Raw genomic sequence first — 18,600 nt, 5'->3', positions numbered from 1 at the left:
GCTCGCCGGGCGTCAGCCGCCGGCCTTCGCGACGACCAGCGGAGTTGCGACCCGAACCGGTTCGGGCTGGGCCGGGCGCTCGCTGGCGAAGGGGATCGACAGAGCGCTCCAGGTCTCGGCCAGCGCTTCGCAGAGCGTGTCGACCAGCGCGTCCGAATGGAGCGGCGTCGGCGTGATGCGCAGCCGTTCCGTGCCGCGCGGCACGGTCGGGTAGTTGATCGGCTGGATGTAGATGCCGTGCACCTGCAGCAGGCGGTCGCTGGCCTTCTTGCAGAGATCCGGGTCGCCGACGAGCAGCGGCACGATGTGCGTCTGCGACGGCATGACGGGGAGATCGGCGGCCGAGAGCCGGTCCTTGGTGGCCGCGGCCTGGCGCTGCTGCGCCTCGCGCTCGGCGCCGGACGCCTTCAGATGACGGATCGAGGCCGTGGCGGCGGCGGCGAGCGCCGGGGGCAGGGCGGTGGTGAAAATGAAGCCGGGCGCGTAGGAGCGCACCGCGTCGATCACTGCCTTCGGCCCGGCGATATAGCCGCCGAGCACGCCGAAGGCCTTGGCCAGCGTGCCCTCGATCACGTCGAGACGGTGCGAGAGACCTTCGCGCTCGGCGATGCCGCCGCCGCGCGCGCCGTACATCCCCACCGCATGGACCTCGTCGATATAGGTCATCGCGTTGTAGCGGTCGGCGAGATCGACGATCGCCTTGATCGGGGCGATGTCGCCGTCCATCGAGTAGACGCTCTCGAAGACGATGAGCTTCGGCCGGTCGCCCGCGGCCGCCAGCAGCTCTTCCAGATGGGCGAGGTCGTTGTGCCGGAACACCTGCTTGCGCGCGCCGGACTTCTTCACGCCCTCGATCATGGAGGCGTGGTTCAGCTCGTCCGACAGGATGAGGCAGTCGGGCAAAAGCTTGGCGATGGTCGAGATCGAGGCTTCGTTGGAGACGAAGCCCGACGTGAAGACGAGGGCGGCCTCCTTGCCGTGCAGGTCCGCGAGCTCCTGCTCCAGCTCGACCAGCGGGTGGTTGGTGCCCGAGATGTTGCGCGTGCCGCCCGCGCCGGTGCCCATGGCGCCGGCCGTCGCGGTCATGGCCTCGACGACGCAGGGATGCTGGCCCATGCCGAGATAGTCGTTCGAACACCAGACGGTGATTTCGCGAGCCTCGCCCCCGTCGCGCCAGACGGCCTGCGGGAACCGTCCGGCGATCCGCTCCAGATCGGCGAAGACGCGGTAGCGCTTTTCGGCATGCAACGCTTCGATCGCCGACTGGAAATGGCTCTCGTAGTCGATCATTCTCGAAAACTCCTTCGTGAGAAGGGTTCTAAGGAACCGAAAGCCCTAAGTCCACGGCATGGAAGGGATGCAGGGCGACATCCGTCCGCCCCTTGAAGTCGAGTCCGAAAGCGCCGGCGCGCCCGGCCGGGCTGCCGTGCAGTGCCCTGCGTGACTTCGTCTCAGTCGGCCGGCTCGTTCGCGGTGCCGTCCCTCGCCGTAGAGCTCGAGCTTGGCGCGGCCTGTCGATCGCGACGGGCCCGCGCCTGCGCCTTACGGCGCTTCAAATTTTCCTTCATCTGCTCTTCGAGGCGCTTCTGGCGCCGCAAGCGCGATGGGTCGTCGGCCCGCTGATCGTTCACGTCAAACCTTTCGGAAACGGCTGGCCTTTCTTGCCTTGCCGCCGGCTTTCCTGCAATCGCTCCAATGTTCATGCTGGAGGAAAGCCATGCACACGATCGACCGCATTGGCTTTGCCGCCGAACTCGACAATTGGACGCAGACGCGCGGTCCGGTCACGGTGGGCCTTGCCGGTGCGGGCCAGATGGGCACGGACATCGTCGTCCAGGTCGCCATGATGAAGGGCATCCGCATCGGCGCGATCGCCGCGAGCCGCCCGACGCGTCCCCTTGAGGCTATCGCCATGGCCGGCCACGACGAGGGCCATGGCGTCGAGGCGGCCGGGCCGTCCGCGATCGACGCGGCCATCGAAGCCGGCCGGGTCGCGATCACCGACGATCTCGACGCCCTGTGCGCGGCGGGCCGCATCGACGTCGTCATCGACGCGACGGGAAGTCCGGAGGCCGGCGCACGCCTTGCCACCGCCGCGATCGCGAACGGCAAGCACATCGTCATGCTGAACGTCGAGGCCGACATCACCGTCGGCCGGTATTTCGCGGCGCAGGCCCGCCGCGCGGGGGTCGTCTACACGGGCTCGGCCGGCGACGAGCCCGCCGCGACGCTGGAACTGATCGCCTTCGCGCAGTCGCTCGAGATGGAGATCGTCTCGGCGGGCAAGGGCAAGAACAACCCGCTCGACATCGCAGCGATCCCCGACGACTACGAGGAGGAGGCGCGGGCGCGCAACATGAACGCGCGCATGCTCGTGGAATTCATCGACGGCTCCAAGACCATGGTCGAGATGACGGCCATCGCCAATGCGACCGGCCTCGTTCCCGACGTTCCCGGAATGCACGGGCCGAAGGCGACCCTCGCCGACCTCGCGCAGGTTCTCTGCACGACGGCGGATGGCGGCATCCTCTCCGCTTCGGGTCGCGTGGACTACACGATCGGCAAGGGCGTGGCGCCCGGGGTTTTCTGCGTGGTCAAGCCTCGCCACGAGCGCATGATCGAGCGCATGGCCGATCTCAAGGTCGGTCCCGGCCCCTGCTTCGCGTTCACCCGCCCCTTCCACCTGACGAGCCTCGAAACGCCGCTGACGGCGGCGCGCGCGGTGATCTACGGCCGGCCCGACATGGTCGCGCTCGACCGTCCCGTGGCCGAGTGCGGCGCGCGGGCCAAGCGCGCCATGAAGCCCGGCGAGCGCCTGGGCAAGATCGGCATGGCCGACTATCGCGGCTTCGCGCTGGAATGGCGGGAGGGACGGCAGGGAAGGGCGCTGCCGATCGGTCTCGTCGAGGGCGCGGTCGTGCGCTCCGCGATCGCGGCGGGCGACCTTCTCACGCACGACAATTGCGAGCCGGACGCGACCCTGACCGTCACGCGCCTGCGCGCCGAACTCGACCGGGCCGATGAACGCTTCCTCGCCTGAGCGCACGATCCGGGTCGTCTCCTGGAACATTCACGGCGCGGTCGGTCGGGACGGCCAGTGCCGGCCTGAACGGATCGCCGCGATCATCGAGGAGATGGAAGCGGACGTCGTCGCGCTTCAGGAGGTCGACGGCCGCACCCAGTTCGGGCGCAAGGCCAACGCCTTCGAAACCATGGCGAGCCTCCTCGGCGGGCATGTCGTCGAGCAGCGGCTCCATGGCAAACCCGGACGCGAGCACGGAAACCTTCTGTGGAGCCGCTGGCCGATCGCCTTCGGCAGGCCCCATCTCCTGCCGGGCGGGCTGGAGCAGCGCGGCCTGATCGAGGCGCGGGTGGACACGCCGGCCGGGCCGCTGCGCGTGCTTGCGACCCACTACGGGCTGATGCCCCTGACGCGCCTCCGGCAGGCGCGGACGACGGCGCGTCTCGTCGAGAAGGGCGAAGCGGATGCGCCGGTTCTCCTCGTCGGCGACCTCAACGAATGGCTGCCCGCAGGGCCTGTCCATCTGTGCCTGTCGCGTGCGCTCCCGGTCAGCGTCAAACCCGCGACCTTTCCGGCCCGCCGCCCCTTCGCGCCGCTCGACCGGCTCTATGCCACGTCCGGGATCCGCGCGGCCGCGGTTGCACCGCCGCCGGAGGCTTCGATCGCCTCCGATCACTTGCCGCTGATTCTGGACATTTGGCTGAATGACGCGGGAGAGTTCGGCGTTTGAGCACGGAAAAAGGAGCGGCGAGTTTCCCCGCCGCCCCTCGTGAGATCGATGTCTTCTCGGCTTACTGGGCCGGAGCCATGCCGCCGGTGCCCTCGGCCTCGCCCGTCTCGGGCTCGCCATAGGCGGGAGCGGCTTCGAGTTCCTCGCGGGTGACCGCGAGAACGATGCGGTCCGGCAGATTGTCGTCGCCGACCGTCGGCTGAGCCGGGGCGGCGTCCGTGGCCGGAGCAGCGGCCGGATCGGCGGCCATGCCACCGGCCGGAGCGGCGTCGGCTGCAGGCGCGGAGGACAGACCCTCCATGCGGCCCGGACCGAACTCGAGGGCCTCCATCGAGACCGCGACATCCTTGGCGCCGATGCCGAGGAAGCCGCCGACACCCACGAGGACGGCGATCACTTCGCCGTTCTCATCGACGAGAACGTCCGAGATGCTGCCGATGTTCTCGCCGGCCGCGTCCTCGACGCTCTTGCCGGTGAGGTCGCTCACGCGCCAGGCGCCCGTCGGCGGCACGGTCACGAATGGACCTTCCGTCGCGGTGCCGGCCGAAGCCGTGTCGCCGGCCATCGGGGTTTCGGTCGCGGTGTCCGGCGTGCCCATCGGCTCGGCGGTGTCCGGCGTGTCCATCGGCTCGGCGGCGTCCGGCGTGTCCATCGGCTCGGCGGCGTCCGGTGCATCGGTGCCCGGCGTCGTACCTGCGGGCGCCGTCGCGTCGGCGCCACCCACGGGCGGCGTCGCGGTGTCGGTTGCGGGAGCCTCAGAGGCCGGAGCGTCCGGCGCCGGCGTCTGCGCAACGGCGACCATCGGGATCATCGCGGTGGCGAGAAGAGCGGGCAGAAGCGTCTTTTTCATTCGGTGTCTCCCGGAGAATGAACAGATGCACTCCAAACGACCGTTTCGTCAGATCGTTCCCCGCGAAATGCAAGCTGGTCGCCTTTTACAGGCCCATCGCCGCCCGTTGCTGCGTTGCACTCGAAACTCTACTCCTGCAAGTCGTTCTATTCTCGCCGTTTTTCCGGGTCGCGAGTCCGTATTCCGAACGATGCTCCGATACGCGGTCTTCGAACTTAGAGCGCCGTGCGTCCCAACGGACGCACAAAGGTCGCTCTAACTCTTTGAATCTACGCATCAGGCTTTCCGAAAATCGATTCCGATTTTCGAGCCGATGCTGAGGCGTTTCGCGGCCTTGCCCTCAAACGAGAAGAGGGGCGCTCCCGCTCTCGCGAAGGGCGCCCCTCTTCATGTCTCGGGTCTCCCCGCGGCGCGCGGTCCCTCGCGCGACGTCCGAAGCGCTACTCGGCGGGCACCGCGCTCGCGTCGTCCGGCGCCGGTCGCTCGCCCTGCGCGGCCTGACGGTGCTCCGCGCCGCGACGTTCGAGCTTCTTGTCCATGCCCGTCAGGCGGAGCACGAAGACGTAGAAGGCCGGAACGAAGAAGATCGCCAGGAAGGTCGCGGCGATCATGCCGCCGATCACCGTCGTGCCGATGGCGTTCTGGCTCGCCGCGGAAGCGCCGCTCGCGATCGCCATCGGCAGAACGCCCATGGTGAAGGCGAGCGAGGTCATCAGGATCGGCCGGAAGCGCAGGCGCGCCGCCTCCACCGTCGCCTCGCGCATCGGCTTGCCTTCGAGCATCAGATCCTTGGCGAACTCCACGATCAGGATCGCGTTCTTGGCCGACAATCCGACGATGGTGATGATGCCGACCGTGAAGTAGACGTCGTTCTCCAGTCCCCGCAGGAGCGTCGCGGCGACCGAGCCGATGATGCCGAGCGGCACGACCATGATGACCGCGAAGGGGTCGACCAGCTCTCGTAGAGCGCGGCCAGCAGCAGGAACACGAAGAGGATCGACAGGCCGATCAGGAACGGCGCCTGATTGCCGGACTGGATCTCCTGGAGCGACTGCCCCGTCCACTCGAAGGCGAAGCCCTCTGGCAGCTCGCCCGCAAGGCGCTCCATCTCGGCGATGGCTGCGCCCGAGGAATAGCCCGGAGCCGCGTCGCCGGAGAGACGCACGGCCGGATAGCCGTTGTAGCCGACGATCTGAGAGGAGCCGAGCGACCATTCCACGTCGGCGAAGGCCGACAGCGGAACCATGCCGCCCTGGGCGTTGCGGACGTTTAGATTGAGGACGTCTTCGATCTCCATCCGGTAGCCCGCTTCGGCCTGGACGATCACGCGCTGCATGCGGCCCGTGTTGGGGAAGTCGTTGACGTAGGCCGAGCCCAGCGCGGTCGAGATCGTTGAGTTGATGTCCGCGAAGGTGACCCCGAAGGCGTTGGCCTTCTCGCGGTCGATGTTCATCGAGATCTGCGGCCCGTCGGGCAGGCCCTCGAAGTTGATCTGGCCGAGGACGGGGCTCTGCGCCGCCGCCGCCAGCAGCTGGTCGCGGGCGGCCAGCAGCGCGGCCTGGCCGTTGCCGCCGCGGTCCTGCAGACGGAAGGCGAAGCCGCCCGTCGTTCCCAGCCCCTGGATCGGGGGCGGGGACAGCGCGAATGCGATCGCGTCGCGGAACTGCAGGAGCCGCATGGTGATCGCCCCGGACAGCGCCTGCGCGCTCTCGGCCGGACCGCGCTCGGACCAGTCGTCGAGCGTGATGAAGGCGAGACCCGAGTTCTGGCCCTGGCCGGAGAAGGAGAAGCCCTGGATGGCGAAGATCGAGGTGACGCCCGGCTGCTCCATGACGAAGCTCTGCGCCTCGTCCATGACCTCGCGCAGGCGGTTCGTGGTCGCCCCGGCCGGACCCTGGAAGTTGGCGATCAGCGTTCCCTGGTCCTCGTCGGGCAGGAAGGCGGACGGAATCTGGACGTAGAACCAGCCGAGACCGGCCAGAAGCGCCAGATAGACGATCATCAGGCGCCCGGCGCGCCGCACGACGCGCGAGGCGCCGCCCTGGTACTTGCGCGTCGTCCAGTCGAAGCCGCGGTTGAACCAGCCGAAGGGGCCGCGCTTGCCGTGATGGTGTCCGGCCTTGATCGGCTTGAGGAAGCTCGCGCAGAGGGCCGGCGTCAGCGAAAGCGCCAGGAATCCCGAGAAGAGGATCGAGGTCGCCATCGTCAGCGAGAACTGCTGGTAGATGATGCCGACCGAGCCGGGGAAGAAGGCGAGCGGCACGAAGACCGCCGAGAGCACCAGCGTGATGCCGATGATCGCGCCGGTGATCTGGTCCATCGCCTTGCGGGCCGCCTCCTTCGGAGAGAGCCCTTCCTCGGCCATGATGCGCTCGACGTTCTCGACGACGACGATGGCGTCGTCGACCAGGATGCCGATGGCCAGAACCATGGCGAACATGGTCAGGACGTTCACCGAGAAGCCGGCGAAGTACATGACGGCCAGCGTGCCGGACAGCGCGATCGGAACGATCAGCGTCGGGATGATCGTGTAGCGGAAGTTCTGCAGGAACACGAACATGACGATGAAGACGAGGACGACGGCCTCGATCAGGGTCATGATCACCGTCTCGATCGAGGCGGCGACGAAGGGCGTCGTGTCGTAGGGGATCGAGTAGGTGACGCCCTGCGGGAAGAGGGGCGCTAGCCGCTCCATCACGTCCTGTACGCCTTGCGAGGTGTCCATGGCGTTGCCGGTCGGCGAAAGCTGGATCGCGAAGGCCGAGGTCGGCTGACCGTTCAGGAAGGTCGAGAAATTGTAGGTCTCCGCATCCACCTCGATGCGCGCGACGTCCGAGAGACGGACCAGCGAGCCGTCCGGGTTGGAGCGCAGCACGATCTGGCCGAACTCCTCCGGCGTCGTCAGCTGGCCGCGCACGAGGATGGTGGCCGTCGTCTGCTGCGTGGCGGGCGTCGGCTGGCCGCCGATCGACCCGGCGGCGACCTGCGCGTTCTGCTGACTGATCGCGGCCGTCACGTCGGCCGTCGTCAGGTTCAGTCCGACGAGGCGGTCCGGGTCCACCCAGACGCGCATGGCGCGCTCGGAGCCGAAGAACTGCGCACGGCCGACGCCCTCGACGCGGCGCACCTCGTTCAGGACGTTGCGCGAGATGTAGTCGCCGAGCGCGGTCGCATCGAGATCGCTCGTGTCGTCCGCCGTCAGCGAGACGACCATCAGGAAGCCAGCCGAGGCCTCCTCCACGAGCAGGCCCTGCTGCATCACCTGCTGGGGCAGCGAGGATTCCACCCGGCGAATGCGGTTCTGGACGTCGACCAGCGCCTGGCTGATCTCCGTTCCGGCGATGAAGGTCACGGTGATCTGCACCGATCCCGTCGCGTCGGACACGGACTCGAAGTAGATCAGGCCGGGGGTGCCGTTCAGCTCCTCCTCGATCGGCCGGGTCACCTGGAGGTACAGATCCTCCGGCGAGGCGCCCGGATAGACGGTGGAGATCGTCACCTGCGGCGGCGCGACGTTCGGATACTGCGCGATGGGCAGGTTGGGCAAAGAGAGCGCGCCGGCGAGCACGATCAGGATCGCGATCACCCAAGCGAAGATCGGGCGGTCGATGAAGAAACGAGGCATCGTGGCGGGCTCCTTGCCCTAAAGAAGACCGCGCCGCGGGGCGCGGATGCGCTTACTGTGCGGCGGCGGCCTGCGAACCGGCCTCGCCTGCGGGCTCGGGCGATCCACCTTCGGCCTGCGAACCCGCCTCGGCTGGCTCGTCGGCGTCCGCTGCCGCCGGCTCGCCGGCCGATGCGGCCGTCTCGGTTCCGACCGGACCCTCCCAAGGAACCGGCGTCACCGGGGCGCCGGGGCCGGTTTTCTGGAAGCCGTCGACGATGACCCGGTCGCCCGCCTGGATCCCCGACTGGATCACCGAGCGCTGACCGACCTGCCGGGCGATCACGACGGGCCGGGCCTCGACCGTGTTCTCCGCCGTCGCGACGTAGAGGAGGGCGCGCCCGCCGGTGTCGCGCTGGATCGCCTGTACGGGAACCGCGATGGCGTTCTGGTCGACGCCCTGCTCGACGGCGACGCGCACGTACATGCCGGGCAGGAGCGTGCCGTCGGGATTGGGGAACTCGGCGCGCAGCGTCACCTGTCCGCTCGTCGGCTCCACCGTCGCCTCCGAGAAAAGCAGGCGGCCCTTGTGCGCGTGCTCGGTCCCGTCGTCGAGGAGGAGGCGGACCTGCGCGACGTCGGGCTCGATCTGCGTCAGCGCGCCCGATTCGAGCGCCTGACGCAGGCGCAGGAGCTCGGAGACCGGCTGCTGGATATCGGCGTAGACCGGATCGAGCTGCTGAATCGTCGCCAGCGCTTCGGAGCCCGTGGCGCTCACCAATGCGCCCTCAGTCACGAGCGCCCGGCCGATGCGCCCGGAAATCGGGGCGCGGACCGTGGCATAGTCGAGTTCGATCTGGGCCTGCCGCAGATTGGCCCGGGCCGATGCGAGATCGGCCTCGGCCTGCGCCTGATTGGCCTCCGCCGTCTCCAGATTGGCCGAGCCGATCGTGTTGCGCTGGACGAGCGTTCGCGTGCGCTCCGCCTCCTGCGCGGCCTGCCGCAGAACGGCCTCGGCGCGGGCGACGGATGCTTCCGCCGCATCCACGGCGACCTCGAAGGTCGCGGGGTCGATCCGGAAGAGCGGATCGCCCTCCTCGACGTCGGCGCCCTGCTCGAACACGCGTTCGAGGACGATGCCGCCCACGCGCGGACGGACTTCCGCGATGCGCGTCGGGGAGATGCGCCCCGGCAGTTCGGAGATGACGGGGATGGCCTCGGGGGTCGCCTCGACGATGCCGACCGGAGGCGGCGGCGGAGCCGGCTGCTGAGCCTGCGCCGCGCTTCCGGGCTCCTCGCCCTGGCAGGCGGTCAATGCGAGAAGGGCCGCGGTGAGCAGGCCGAACGGGCGAAGCGCGCGCATGTATGGCTACCTAAAAAGAAAAAGCGAGCGCGTCGTCATCCGAAGGCCCGATTGTTTTCCAACATACATGTATGTATAAATTCCGCAACCGGGAGAGCCGAATTGCGACGTACGAAGGCAGAAGCGTTGGAGACGCGCGAAGCGCTCCTCGATGCGGCGGAGGCGATGTTCTTCGAGAAGGGCGTCTCCGGGACGAGCCTGACCGACATCGCCAAGGCCGCCGGCCTGACGCGCGGCGCGATCTACTGGCACTTCGCCGACAAGGCCGCCTTGTTCGAGGCCATGCAGGATCGGGCCTGGCTGCCTCAGGAGTATGTCGCTAAGCTCCTCGACGGAAGACGTGCCGGGGAACCGCTTCGCGCCCTGCACGATGTCGCTGTCGATTGCCTCCGCGATTTCGCCTCCAACGACCGTGCGCAGACCGTCTACACGATCATGCATCTGCGCTGCGAGTATGTGGGCGAGATGAGCGAGGTGCTGCGGCGCCTCCGGAAGGCGGATGAATCGCTTTTCAGCGCCTTCCATGCAGCCTTCGAAGATGCCCAGGCGAGGGGGCATCTGTCCGAGAACTGGACTCCGGAAACCGCGTCGCTCGCTCACATCTCGACCGTGTCCGGCCTCTTCAATCAATGGCTGCGGAGCGAGCGCTGCTTCGATCTCCTCGACGTCGGCATTCCGATGCTGGACGCGATGCTGAAGGCCTTCGCCAAGCCGGTCGCGGAGCCGGCGCGTCGCAGTGTCGCGGCCGCCTAGGGCGCCGTGCATCCGATTGGACGCACGAAGTCCGCTCTACTGTTTGAGTCGACGCACCGGGCTTTCCGAAAATCGATCCCGATCTCGGGCCGATGCTGCCGGCGTCAGAAGATGCCCGGAATGATTCGGGCGGTGCGCGCGCTGTAAGCGCGGTATTCCTCGCCGAAGGTCGCCTCCATCATGCGCTCCTCGTCTCCGAGGCGCCATGCGAACAGAATTCCGAACCCGACGAGACCGGCGAGTCCCGCCAAGAGGTTCGGGATCAGCAGCGCCTGCGCCAGCGCCATCAGCCAGAAGGCCGAGTACATCGGATGGCGGACATGGCGGTAGATTCCTTCGGTGACGAGCTTGTGCTCCTCCCGGATGTCGAGCGACACCGACCACATCTTGCCCAGCGCCTTGTGGGTCAGGCGGAACAGGACCACCGCGCCGATGGCGGCGAGCGTGCCGAGCGCCACCTGGATCACCGACGGCTGATAGTCGAACGAAGCCGGAAAACGGGTCGCGGCGTAGAGGCCGGGAATGATTCCCAGACCCGTCAGGGAGATCGCCAGCCGGACCGATTCGGCCGTTCCGCGCCGCGTGCGCACCACCGCGCGCTTGCGGGCCCGCCGGGCGAACGGGTAGCGCACGACGTACCACGCGACGACGGTCAGGACCCAGATCGAGATCGCGGCGGTGGTCAGGCTCATGGGGCATTCCGATCTGCGTCCGGCCCGGCCGGGCGGGACGTTGCGATGGGTGGCACGTCGATGCTCCCCTCTGCGGCATAGCGCTCGAAGGGGAGCGGTCCGGCCACGATCAGGTGGAACGAGTAGGGGTGGCGGCGCTCCGTCCCGTAGACGAACTGCCGGTGGCGGCGGAAGAAGTCCAGCCGGTTGCGGCGGCGGTTGCGCTCATTGACGAGCCGGCCGAGCGAGATGCGCCGGACGACCGGCGTGCGCCCGGTCTCGATCCCGAGCGAGCGGGCCGGGTTGGAGCGGTAGAAGTTCAGGGGGTCGGAAAGGGACTGCACGTCGACCCAGGTCAGGCGATGATCCTCCACGAGCGCGCGAACGGCCTCGCGCTGGTCCCTCGCGGCCGGATGGAGCGCCGTCTTCAGGAGGCTCGCCCCGACGGACAGGATGTGCACCGGCGCCTGCGCGGGTGAGCGCCCGAGCGCCCGCGAAAGAGCCAGCGCCGCAAGGCTGACGCCGAGACTGTGCCCCGCGACGATGATTTCCTCGACATCGTTCCGCGACAGCCCCTGCTCGATGGCGCGCGCGTGGATTTCGATCCGGGCCGTGATCGCCGGATTGCTCCCTCGGGCGAGATCGCGGGCGAAGGCCCAGTCGTCCATCAGCGTCAGAAAATGCAGGCGTTTGACGCCGTGCCGGCTCATCGCGCCGAGGAGAAATGCCGCGAGCGGCAGGCTCCAGATCAGATGCAGCGCCGAAAGGCCCATGACGAGCGGCAGGGCCGCGATCGCGAAGGTCAGTCCGAGCGTGAAAAGAAGCAGGATCAGCGGGTAGAGAAAGAACAGCCCGTAGCGCCAGCTCGTGCGGAAATAGCGGAACGCCGTCCCGCTTATCGCGAAATCGGAAAGCGCAGCGAGGCCGGCGAGAAGGCGCGTCCACGCAGGCCGGCGGCCGTAGAGGGCGATGGTCTCGGACCAGTCGCAGACGACGATCTCGCTGTCGGTCGTCCAGCCGGCGCCCGATAGCTTCGCCCTCGACCGCGGCGTGACGTCCGGTCCGCCGGCCGGCGCCGGCGAGGCGGGCGAAAATTCGAGGTCGAGGTTCCAGCATTCGGCCGCCACGCGCGCGCCGCTGTGGAACCGCTTCTCGTGAACCTCCGCCGTCAGCGGCTCGAAGCCGGGAAAGAGGAAGACGAGCTTCCGTGAAATCGTCTTCATCGAGCCGTTGTCGTCGTCAATGTCGTACGCTGCCGCAAAATGCGGCTAACGCGATGTCCGCCCGGCCGCAAGGCAGGGCGGACTGTCCGCACGCGTCTTTGATGAGACGATCAGGCGTTGCCGAACGGACGGCGGCCCGCGTTCATCTCCTTCATCGTATTGATGTACTGCTCCGGGAAGAGCAGGTGGTTCGCCGGTGCGCGAAGGCCCATGTGGCGCGCGATGTCGCCGACGAAGGAATTGCAGTTGTAGAGCGCGGCGTGCCAGAGCGGCCGGCTCGCCTGGAGCTGGCGGATGTAGGCCAGCACGTTCTCGTACTCCGCCCGCGTCAGGTCGATGCGGTAGTTCGCGATCATGTAGGCGTCTTCGAGGTCGCCGTCGCTCGGGCCCGTCTCGGACGGAACCGGAACCACATGGCCCGCGAGATAGGGCACGACGCTGGTCGACGCCGGATGCAGGCCCGCGACCTCGCGCGTCAGGATGTTGCCGGCAGCGTCGCGCCGACCGAACATCGCGAAGGTGTGGCCGTAGCTCTCGGCCGTACGGGCGCGAAACTCGATGTAGTAGAGATCCTGCGCGATCTCTCCGGTCTGCGGCGCGCCGGAGAAGTTCGCCTGGCTCATCGCAGCGGGCGCGGCGGTCGGCCCGAGGGCCAGCGGCTCGGTGTTGGCGGTGGTCGAGGTGCAGCCCGCGACGACCGCGCAAAGCATTCCCAGAACGAGGATGCGGAGGGGCTTCGTCATGTTGTTCGGTTCCTTCGAAATCGCATCGGGATTTCGGTACGGTTTGCGCCGGGGATTCCGGTCATTTTGGTCTGAACTATGTCACCGTCGCTGAACGGCGAATCGCCTGGCTTGAAGATGGTCCGGTATCCGGCGATCCCTTGCCGGATACCGATATCCGTCAGAACGCGGCCTGGGCCATCTGCTGCGGCGCGCCGGAGGCCATCGGGAAGGAGCCCGGCTGCTCGAGGATCTCCTCCTCCTCGCCGACCAGCCGCTCGTTGCCCTGTTTGACCACGACGCGCGCGCCGTTCGGAACGCGCTGGTAGAGGTCGATGATGTCCTGGTTCATCAGGCGGATGCAGCCGGCCGAGACGGCGTTGCCGATCGTCCACCATTCCGGCGTGCCATGCAGGCGGAACAGCGTGTCCTTGCCGCCCTGGAACAGATAGAGGGCGCGGGCCCCGAGCGGGTTCTGCAGGCCCGGCTCCATGCCGTTCCGGTAGGGCTCGAGCTCCGGCTTGCGGTCGATCATCTCCTGCGGCGGGTTCCAGCGCGGCCATTCGCGCTTCATCTGGATCGTCGCGTCGCCGGCCCAGGAGAAGCCGGCGCCGCCGACGCTGATGCCGTAGCGCATCGCCGTGCCGCCTTCCTCGACGAGGTAGAGGAGGCGATTGGGCGTATCCACGACGATCGTCCCCGGCGGGTAGTCGCCGTCATAGGCGACCTGCTGGCGCAGGAACTTCGGGTCGATCTTCTCGGTCGGGATGGCGGCGAGCGGGAAGCCGTTGTCCTCCACCGCCGCATAGGCCAGCGCCTCCGGCCCGGGCGCTTCCGGCAGGCCGGGGCTCATCGCCGCCATGTCGCCCGAAAAGGCGACCGGCTCGGCACCGAAGGAGGCGAGGGGCGATTCGAGAAGGCTTTCCGTCGAGACGCATCCGGCCAGCATCACGGCGCCCATGGCGACCAGCCCCGCGCGGATGGTGTTCGTCTGAAGGGTCATGGGCATCCGGTCCGACAATTCGAAAGGGAGAAGTGTTTGCGAACTCTTGTCCGCTTGACTTCATCTATCCTCTTTTGGTTGACGAAGGCTCAAATATGGCGGCTTGGAACGACTCCGGCGTCATTCGTCGGCAAAGGCCCCGCGAAGGCCCTTTCTAGGTCGGCGCTGTCGTAAAAGTGCCACAGCCGCAACCTCTTAGACGCGCTCGGCCGCTCTGATCGCAGAATGGCCGTTCTTTCCACGGATCGGAACGTCGCTCGGGCGCTTCGATCGCCCAGAGAATGCAACCGGCCGTTTCGGCCCGAAGATCAGAAGCGAAAGGCCTTCCGGATGAGAATCGCGATCGCGGCCGCCCTGTGCGTGGCCCTCGCAGGATGCGTGACTTCGGAGCCGCCTCCGCCTCCGGGGCCGCCGCCGGGATACAATCCGGAACACGATGCCCACTGCCGCAGCCTGCTGATGGCGCCGGGTTCGCTGGTCTACGTCCAGTGCCGCCTGGCGATGAGCCAGACGCAGCGCCGCGCAGAGACCGCCGCGCGGGCGCTTCTTACGCAGAACCTCGGCTTCGTCTCGCCGGAAGCCGATTCGGCGCTGCGCGACGACATCTTCTGCAACTACAACGAGTCGTCCAAGCTGTCGGTGGAGCAGGTGACTCCGGCCGATGGCGCACTCACCGCCTACGGGCGCTGCGCGACGACCCGCAATCGACTGCAGAGGCAGATCCGCTCCGATCATCCGATGCAGGCCGAAGCCGCGATCATGGCTTACGATCAGTCCGTGATCGTCACGAACGAAGCGACGATTACGGAAGCTCGAACTTTCCATTAAGCATATGCGCGCCAATTCGGTGCGGCTGGTGAACGAATGTTGCTTTCATGCACTAGCCGAGGCGCCCGTCATGTTCGAAATTGGGATGCATGGGTGTTCCATCGAACGATGCCGGCACCGATAGAATAACTGGCACCTAAGGACTTTACTAATGAACAAGATTCTCATCATCGCTGTGACCTCGGTTGCCGTTGCCGGCCTCTCGGGCTGCATGGGCAAGGGCGTTGGCAAGGGCAAGGGCAAGGGCCCGGTCGCCGTTGAGCAGCCGGTCTACACCGCCCCGGCCGACACCGGCTTCGTCACCAAGGGCTGACGAATTCGGACGGGACGCCTCCTCGGCGTCCTGTTCGGTCATTCAAAGGCGTTCATGGCGCGTTCCGCGTCATGGACGCCTTTTTCGTTTTGGGTGTTCCGAAAGCCCTCGTTTCGGGTCCTCGAAGGCCCATGAGCGGCTGTCGGTCGGATGCGGCATCCGGCATCGCGTTCGCGGCGGCTTCGAAAAATACTTCGCGATTCTCGGAAAGACCATTCGCGGCGAATCGCCGGCGGGTAAGAACTTCATGCGTCGGCGATCGACGGATCGACTTGCCTCCCGAACCCCGCAGCATCGGCCCGAAAATCGGAAGCGATTCTCGAAAAGCCTGATGCGTGGATTCAAAGAGTTAGGGCGACCTTCATGTGTCCGTTCGGACGCGCACGGCGCTCGAAGGCCTTCGCCCCTTCTCAGTAGGTCAGATGGTCGAAGACGCGGTCCATCGACCGCTCCCAGGGGCCTTCGTAGAGCCTGACCAGTTCCTCCGCGGAGGTCGTGCCTCGCGCGACCACCTCTTCGAGCGGCGCCAGGAAGAAGCTCTCGTCGTTGCCGTCCTCGTTCAGGCGCCCGCGCGCCAGAAGTCCCTTGCGGGCGATCTGGAGGCTTTCGCGGGCGAGGTCGAGAACCGTGCCGTCGCGGAACGGGGTGCGGAAGCCGTCGCGCGGCACGGCCGCGCGCATGGCGGACACTTCCTCGAAGGTCCAGTCCGCCGTCAACGCCTCGGCCGCGTCGAGCGAGGCGTCGTCATACAGAAGGCCGACCCAGTAGGCGGGCAGGGCGCAGATGCGCCGCCAGGGACCGCCGTCGGCGCCACGCATCTCGATGAAGCGCTTCAGCCGGACGTCGGGGAAGAGCGTGGAGAGATGGTTCGCCCAGTCGCCCATATTGGGCTGGGGCGAAGGAATGCGCCCCTTCAGCGCACCGTCCATGAACTGGCGGAAGGTCACGTCGGTGGCGTCGGTGTAGCGCCCCTCCCGCATGACGAAATACATGGGCACGTCGAGCGCCCATTCCGCATAGTCGCGATAGCCGAAGCTGTCCTCGAAGACGAAGGGCAGGAGGCCCGAGCGCGCGTTGTCCACGTCCGACCAGACGTCCGAGCGCCAGGAGACGAGCCCGTTCGGCTTGCCTTCGGTGAAGGGCGAGTTGGCGAAGAGCGCCGATGCGACCGGCTGGAGCTTCATGCCGATGCGCATCTTGCGCGCCATGTCCCGCTCCGAGGCGAAATCGAGATTCACCTGGATCGTCGCGGTTCTGAACATCATGTCGAGGCCGCGCGTGCCGACCTGCGGCATGTAGCGGCGCATGATCTCGTAGCGGGACTTGGGCATGACCGGCGTTTCGGCGAGCGTCCAGACGGGGCTCGAGCCGAGGCCGAGAAAGTGGATGCCGAGCGGCTCGGCGACGCGCCGCACGTCGTCGAGATGCGCGTTCGACTCGCGGCAGGTCTGGTGGATCGACTCGAGCGGGGCGCCCGACAGCTCGAACTGGCCGCCCGGTTCGAGGGAGATCGCGCCCTGTCCGTGCGTTTCGGCAAGGCCGATGATCCGCCCGTCGTCGACGATCGCGTCCCAGCCCGAGAGCGCCCGCATGCCCTCCAGGAGCTTGGCGATGCCGCGCTCGCCTTCGTAGGGGACGGGCGAGCCGTCCTCGGCATAGAAGCCGAACTTCTCGTGCTCGGTGCCGATCCTGAAAGCCGCTTCCGGCTTCTCGCCCGAACTCAGATGAGCGACGAGCTCCTCCATGGAGGCGATCGGCGTGAGGTCGGTTGTGTCGCGGGCCATCGACGGCTCCCGTTCGGGACGTTTCTGCGGCCGAAACCGCCGCGGGGCTCGTCTGTTGCCGCTTTCGTTCCTCTTCGCAAGAGGGACGGTTCAGCGCGGCCAGTCGCCGGCGACCGCCTGCAGCACGGCCAGGGCGGCGACGGCCGCCGTATCGGCCCTGAGAATGCGTGGTCCGAGCGACAGGGGAACGACACTCGGATGGGCGCGCAGCATGTCCCGCTCGGCCGAGGAGAAGCCGCCTTCCGGCCCGACGAGAAGGGCGAGCGGGCGCCCGGCGAGAGGGGCTAGAATCTCCGCAGCGCCCCGTCCGTCGTCCCGTTCGTCGCAGAAGAGAAGGGTGCGGGTCTCGTCCCAGCCGGCGACGACGTCGTCCAGGCGCTGCATCTCGACGACCTCGGGCACGCTCAGGATGCCGCACTGCTCGGCCGCCTCGACGACGTTGGCGCGTGCCCGCTCGGCGTTGAAGCGAGGGACCTGACCATGCTGCGTCATGACGGGGACCAGCCGGCCCGCTCCCATCTCCGTCGCCTTCTGGACCATGTAGTCCAGCCGCCCGCTCTTCAGCGGCGCGAAGAGATAGTCGAGATCGGGCCGCGGCGTCTGGTCGCGGATGCGCCTGGCCGGAACGATCGCCTCCACCCGCTTGGTCGGCCGCTCGATGCTGGCCACCCACTCGCCGTCCCGGCCGTTGAAGACCAGGAGCGAAGCCTTGTTCTCCAGGCGAAGCACGTTGCCGAGATAGTTCGCCTGATCCTTCGTGACCGGGATCGGAACCCCCTCGACGAGCGGGTCCTCTAGGAAGAGGCGCTGGGTTCGGAAGTCGTAGTCGGGCATCGGCTCACCTTCTGGCGGCGGCAACTTTTCGTCAGCCATCCAATTACCGTTGCAATCTTTACGCGGCCGCGCGGCCGCTCTCGGAGAAGCAGACATGGATTTAGGTATCAAGGGCCGGGTCGCCCTGATCACGGGCGCCAGCAACGGCATGGGCTGGGCCACGGCGCAGATCCTGGCCGAGGAGGGCGTCAAGCTCGTCCTTTCGGACATCAAGGTGGACGACCTCGAAAAGGAATGCGCCTGCCTCGACGGAGAGGCGGTCTGCATCCCGGCCGACGTGACCGACCAGAGCGCCATCGACGCTCTCGTGAGGGGCGCGACCGAGAAATTCGGGCAGATCGACATCGTCATCCACACATCCGGCATCACCGGCGCCAAGGGGCACCCTCTGGAGGTGAAGGACGAGGACTATCAGGAGGCTTGGGACATCGACTTCATGTCGGCCGTCCGCGTCGCCCGCGCCACCTTCCCGATCATGCGAAAGGGCGGCTGGGGCCGCTTCATCTGCATCACCTCCGAGAACGCGGTTCAGCCCTATTGGGAGGAGGCGACCTACAACGCCGCCAAGGCGGGTCTGGCGGCCTTCGTGAAGAACCTGTCGTACAAGGAGGCCGAGCACGGGATCCTCTGCAACACCGTCTCGCCGGCCTTCATCGAGACGCCGATGACCGACGGCATGATGGAGAAGCGCTCGAAAGAGATGGGCGTCTCCTTCGACGAGGCGGTCGAGAGCTTCTTGGAAGAGGAGCGGCCGGGGATCGCGCTCAAGCGCCGAGGCCGGCCGGAGGAGGTCGCGGCCGTGATCGCGCTTCTGGTGTCGGAGCGCGCCTCTTTCGTCAACGGTTCGAACGTCCGTGTGGATGGCGGCTCGGTGCAGGCCGTCCAGAACTGAGTTCTGCG

General features: G+C 67.4%; 15 protein-coding genes and 1 pseudogene. 6 read left to right on the top strand and 10 right to left on the bottom strand.

Annotated elements, in window-relative coordinates:
- Positions 1-12: 12 nt before the first annotated feature.
- On the bottom strand, positions 13-1,290 hold the full coding sequence (hemA, locus tag AC6R2M_RS11910; protein WP_500482394.1) for a 5-aminolevulinate synthase: 1,278 nt from the start codon (positions 1,288-1,290) through the stop codon (positions 13-15).
- A gap of 427 nt (positions 1,291-1,717) precedes the next feature.
- Between hemA and AC6R2M_RS11905 the strand changes: the two genes are divergently transcribed.
- Positions 1,718-3,040, top strand: a complete 1,323-nt coding sequence (locus AC6R2M_RS11905; protein ID WP_500482392.1) for an NAD(P)H-dependent oxidoreductase — start codon at positions 1,718-1,720, stop codon at positions 3,038-3,040.
- Complete coding sequence (locus AC6R2M_RS11900) at positions 3,021-3,752, top strand: endonuclease/exonuclease/phosphatase family protein (RefSeq protein WP_500482390.1); 732 nt, start codon at positions 3,021-3,023, stop codon at positions 3,750-3,752. The genes AC6R2M_RS11905 and AC6R2M_RS11900 overlap by 20 nt, the downstream gene beginning before the upstream one ends.
- Positions 3,753-3,813: 61 nt before the next feature.
- Here the strand turns inward: AC6R2M_RS11900 and AC6R2M_RS11895 are convergent, their stop codons facing one another.
- The 3 genes and pseudogenes from AC6R2M_RS11895 to AC6R2M_RS11885 form a co-directional block, all read right to left on the bottom strand.
- Positions 3,814-4,602, bottom strand: coding sequence for a PRC-barrel domain-containing protein (locus AC6R2M_RS11895; protein WP_500482388.1), 789 nt, complete (start codon positions 4,600-4,602; stop codon positions 3,814-3,816).
- 440 nt (positions 4,603-5,042) lie between these two features.
- Positions 5,043-8,227, bottom strand: a pseudogene (locus tag AC6R2M_RS11890) (multidrug efflux RND transporter permease subunit).
- 52 nt (positions 8,228-8,279) lie between these two features.
- Positions 8,280-9,569: an efflux RND transporter periplasmic adaptor subunit gene (locus AC6R2M_RS11885; protein WP_500482386.1), complete on the bottom strand. Its 1,290-nt coding sequence runs from the start codon at positions 9,567-9,569 to the stop codon at positions 8,280-8,282.
- Positions 9,570-9,695: 126 nt separating this feature from the next.
- Here AC6R2M_RS11885 and AC6R2M_RS11880 point away from each other — a divergent pair, with 126 nt between their 5' ends.
- Positions 9,696-10,322, top strand: coding sequence for a TetR family transcriptional regulator (locus AC6R2M_RS11880; RefSeq protein ID WP_500482384.1), 627 nt, complete (start codon positions 9,696-9,698; stop codon positions 10,320-10,322).
- A gap of 104 nt (positions 10,323-10,426) precedes the next feature.
- Here AC6R2M_RS11880 and AC6R2M_RS11875 read toward each other — a convergent pair whose 3' ends face one another.
- The 4 genes from AC6R2M_RS11875 to AC6R2M_RS11860 form a co-directional block, all read right to left on the bottom strand.
- Positions 10,427-11,014, bottom strand: coding sequence for a protein-S-isoprenylcysteine O-methyltransferase (locus AC6R2M_RS11875; protein WP_500482382.1), 588 nt, complete (start codon positions 11,012-11,014; stop codon positions 10,427-10,429).
- Positions 11,011-12,216 (bottom strand): hypothetical protein, encoded by a 1,206-nt coding sequence (locus AC6R2M_RS11870; RefSeq protein ID WP_500482380.1) that lies wholly within the window; start codon positions 12,214-12,216, stop codon positions 11,011-11,013. The genes AC6R2M_RS11875 and AC6R2M_RS11870 overlap by 4 nt, the downstream gene beginning before the upstream one ends.
- 110 nt (positions 12,217-12,326) lie before the next feature.
- Positions 12,327-12,959 (bottom strand): hypothetical protein, encoded by a 633-nt coding sequence (locus tag AC6R2M_RS11865; RefSeq protein ID WP_500482378.1) that lies wholly within the window; start codon positions 12,957-12,959, stop codon positions 12,327-12,329.
- A gap of 160 nt (positions 12,960-13,119) precedes the next feature.
- The gene (locus AC6R2M_RS11860; protein ID WP_500482376.1) at positions 13,120-13,941 is read right to left on the bottom strand and encodes a L,D-transpeptidase; all 822 of its coding nucleotides are present in this window, start codon (positions 13,939-13,941) and stop codon (positions 13,120-13,122) included.
- A 330-nt stretch (positions 13,942-14,271) separates the two neighbouring features.
- On the opposite strand from AC6R2M_RS11860, the gene AC6R2M_RS11855 reads away from it, so the two are divergent.
- Together AC6R2M_RS11855 and AC6R2M_RS11850 are read left to right on the top strand one after the other, a co-directional pair.
- Positions 14,272-14,769 (top strand): hypothetical protein, encoded by a 498-nt coding sequence (locus AC6R2M_RS11855; RefSeq protein ID WP_500482374.1) that lies wholly within the window; start codon positions 14,272-14,274, stop codon positions 14,767-14,769.
- Positions 14,770-14,920: 151 nt separating this feature from the next.
- On the top strand, positions 14,921-15,082 hold the full coding sequence (locus tag AC6R2M_RS11850; protein WP_500482372.1) for an ABC transporter: 162 nt from the start codon (positions 14,921-14,923) through the stop codon (positions 15,080-15,082).
- A gap of 410 nt (positions 15,083-15,492) precedes the next feature.
- Here the strand turns inward: AC6R2M_RS11850 and AC6R2M_RS11845 are convergent, their stop codons facing one another.
- Both AC6R2M_RS11845 and AC6R2M_RS11840 read right to left on the bottom strand, forming a co-directional pair.
- Positions 15,493-16,866 (bottom strand): glutamate--cysteine ligase, encoded by a 1,374-nt coding sequence (locus AC6R2M_RS11845; RefSeq protein WP_500482370.1) that lies wholly within the window; start codon positions 16,864-16,866, stop codon positions 15,493-15,495.
- Positions 16,867-16,956: 90 nt separating this feature from the next.
- A complete protein-coding gene (locus AC6R2M_RS11840) occupies positions 16,957-17,700 on the bottom strand; it encodes a 16S rRNA (uracil(1498)-N(3))-methyltransferase (RefSeq protein ID WP_500482368.1) in 744 nt (247 codons plus the stop codon).
- A 94-nt stretch (positions 17,701-17,794) separates the two neighbouring features.
- Here AC6R2M_RS11840 and AC6R2M_RS11835 point away from each other — a divergent pair, with 94 nt between their 5' ends.
- Complete coding sequence (locus AC6R2M_RS11835) at positions 17,795-18,592, top strand: SDR family NAD(P)-dependent oxidoreductase (RefSeq protein WP_500482366.1); 798 nt, start codon at positions 17,795-17,797, stop codon at positions 18,590-18,592.
- The last annotated feature ends 8 nt before the right edge of the window (positions 18,593-18,600 follow it).

It is taken from the genome of Aureimonas sp. CAS (assembly GCF_059838215.1).
Note: the sequence above shows the minus strand (reverse complement) of the source record. Positions and strands in the feature narration are given on the sequence as shown.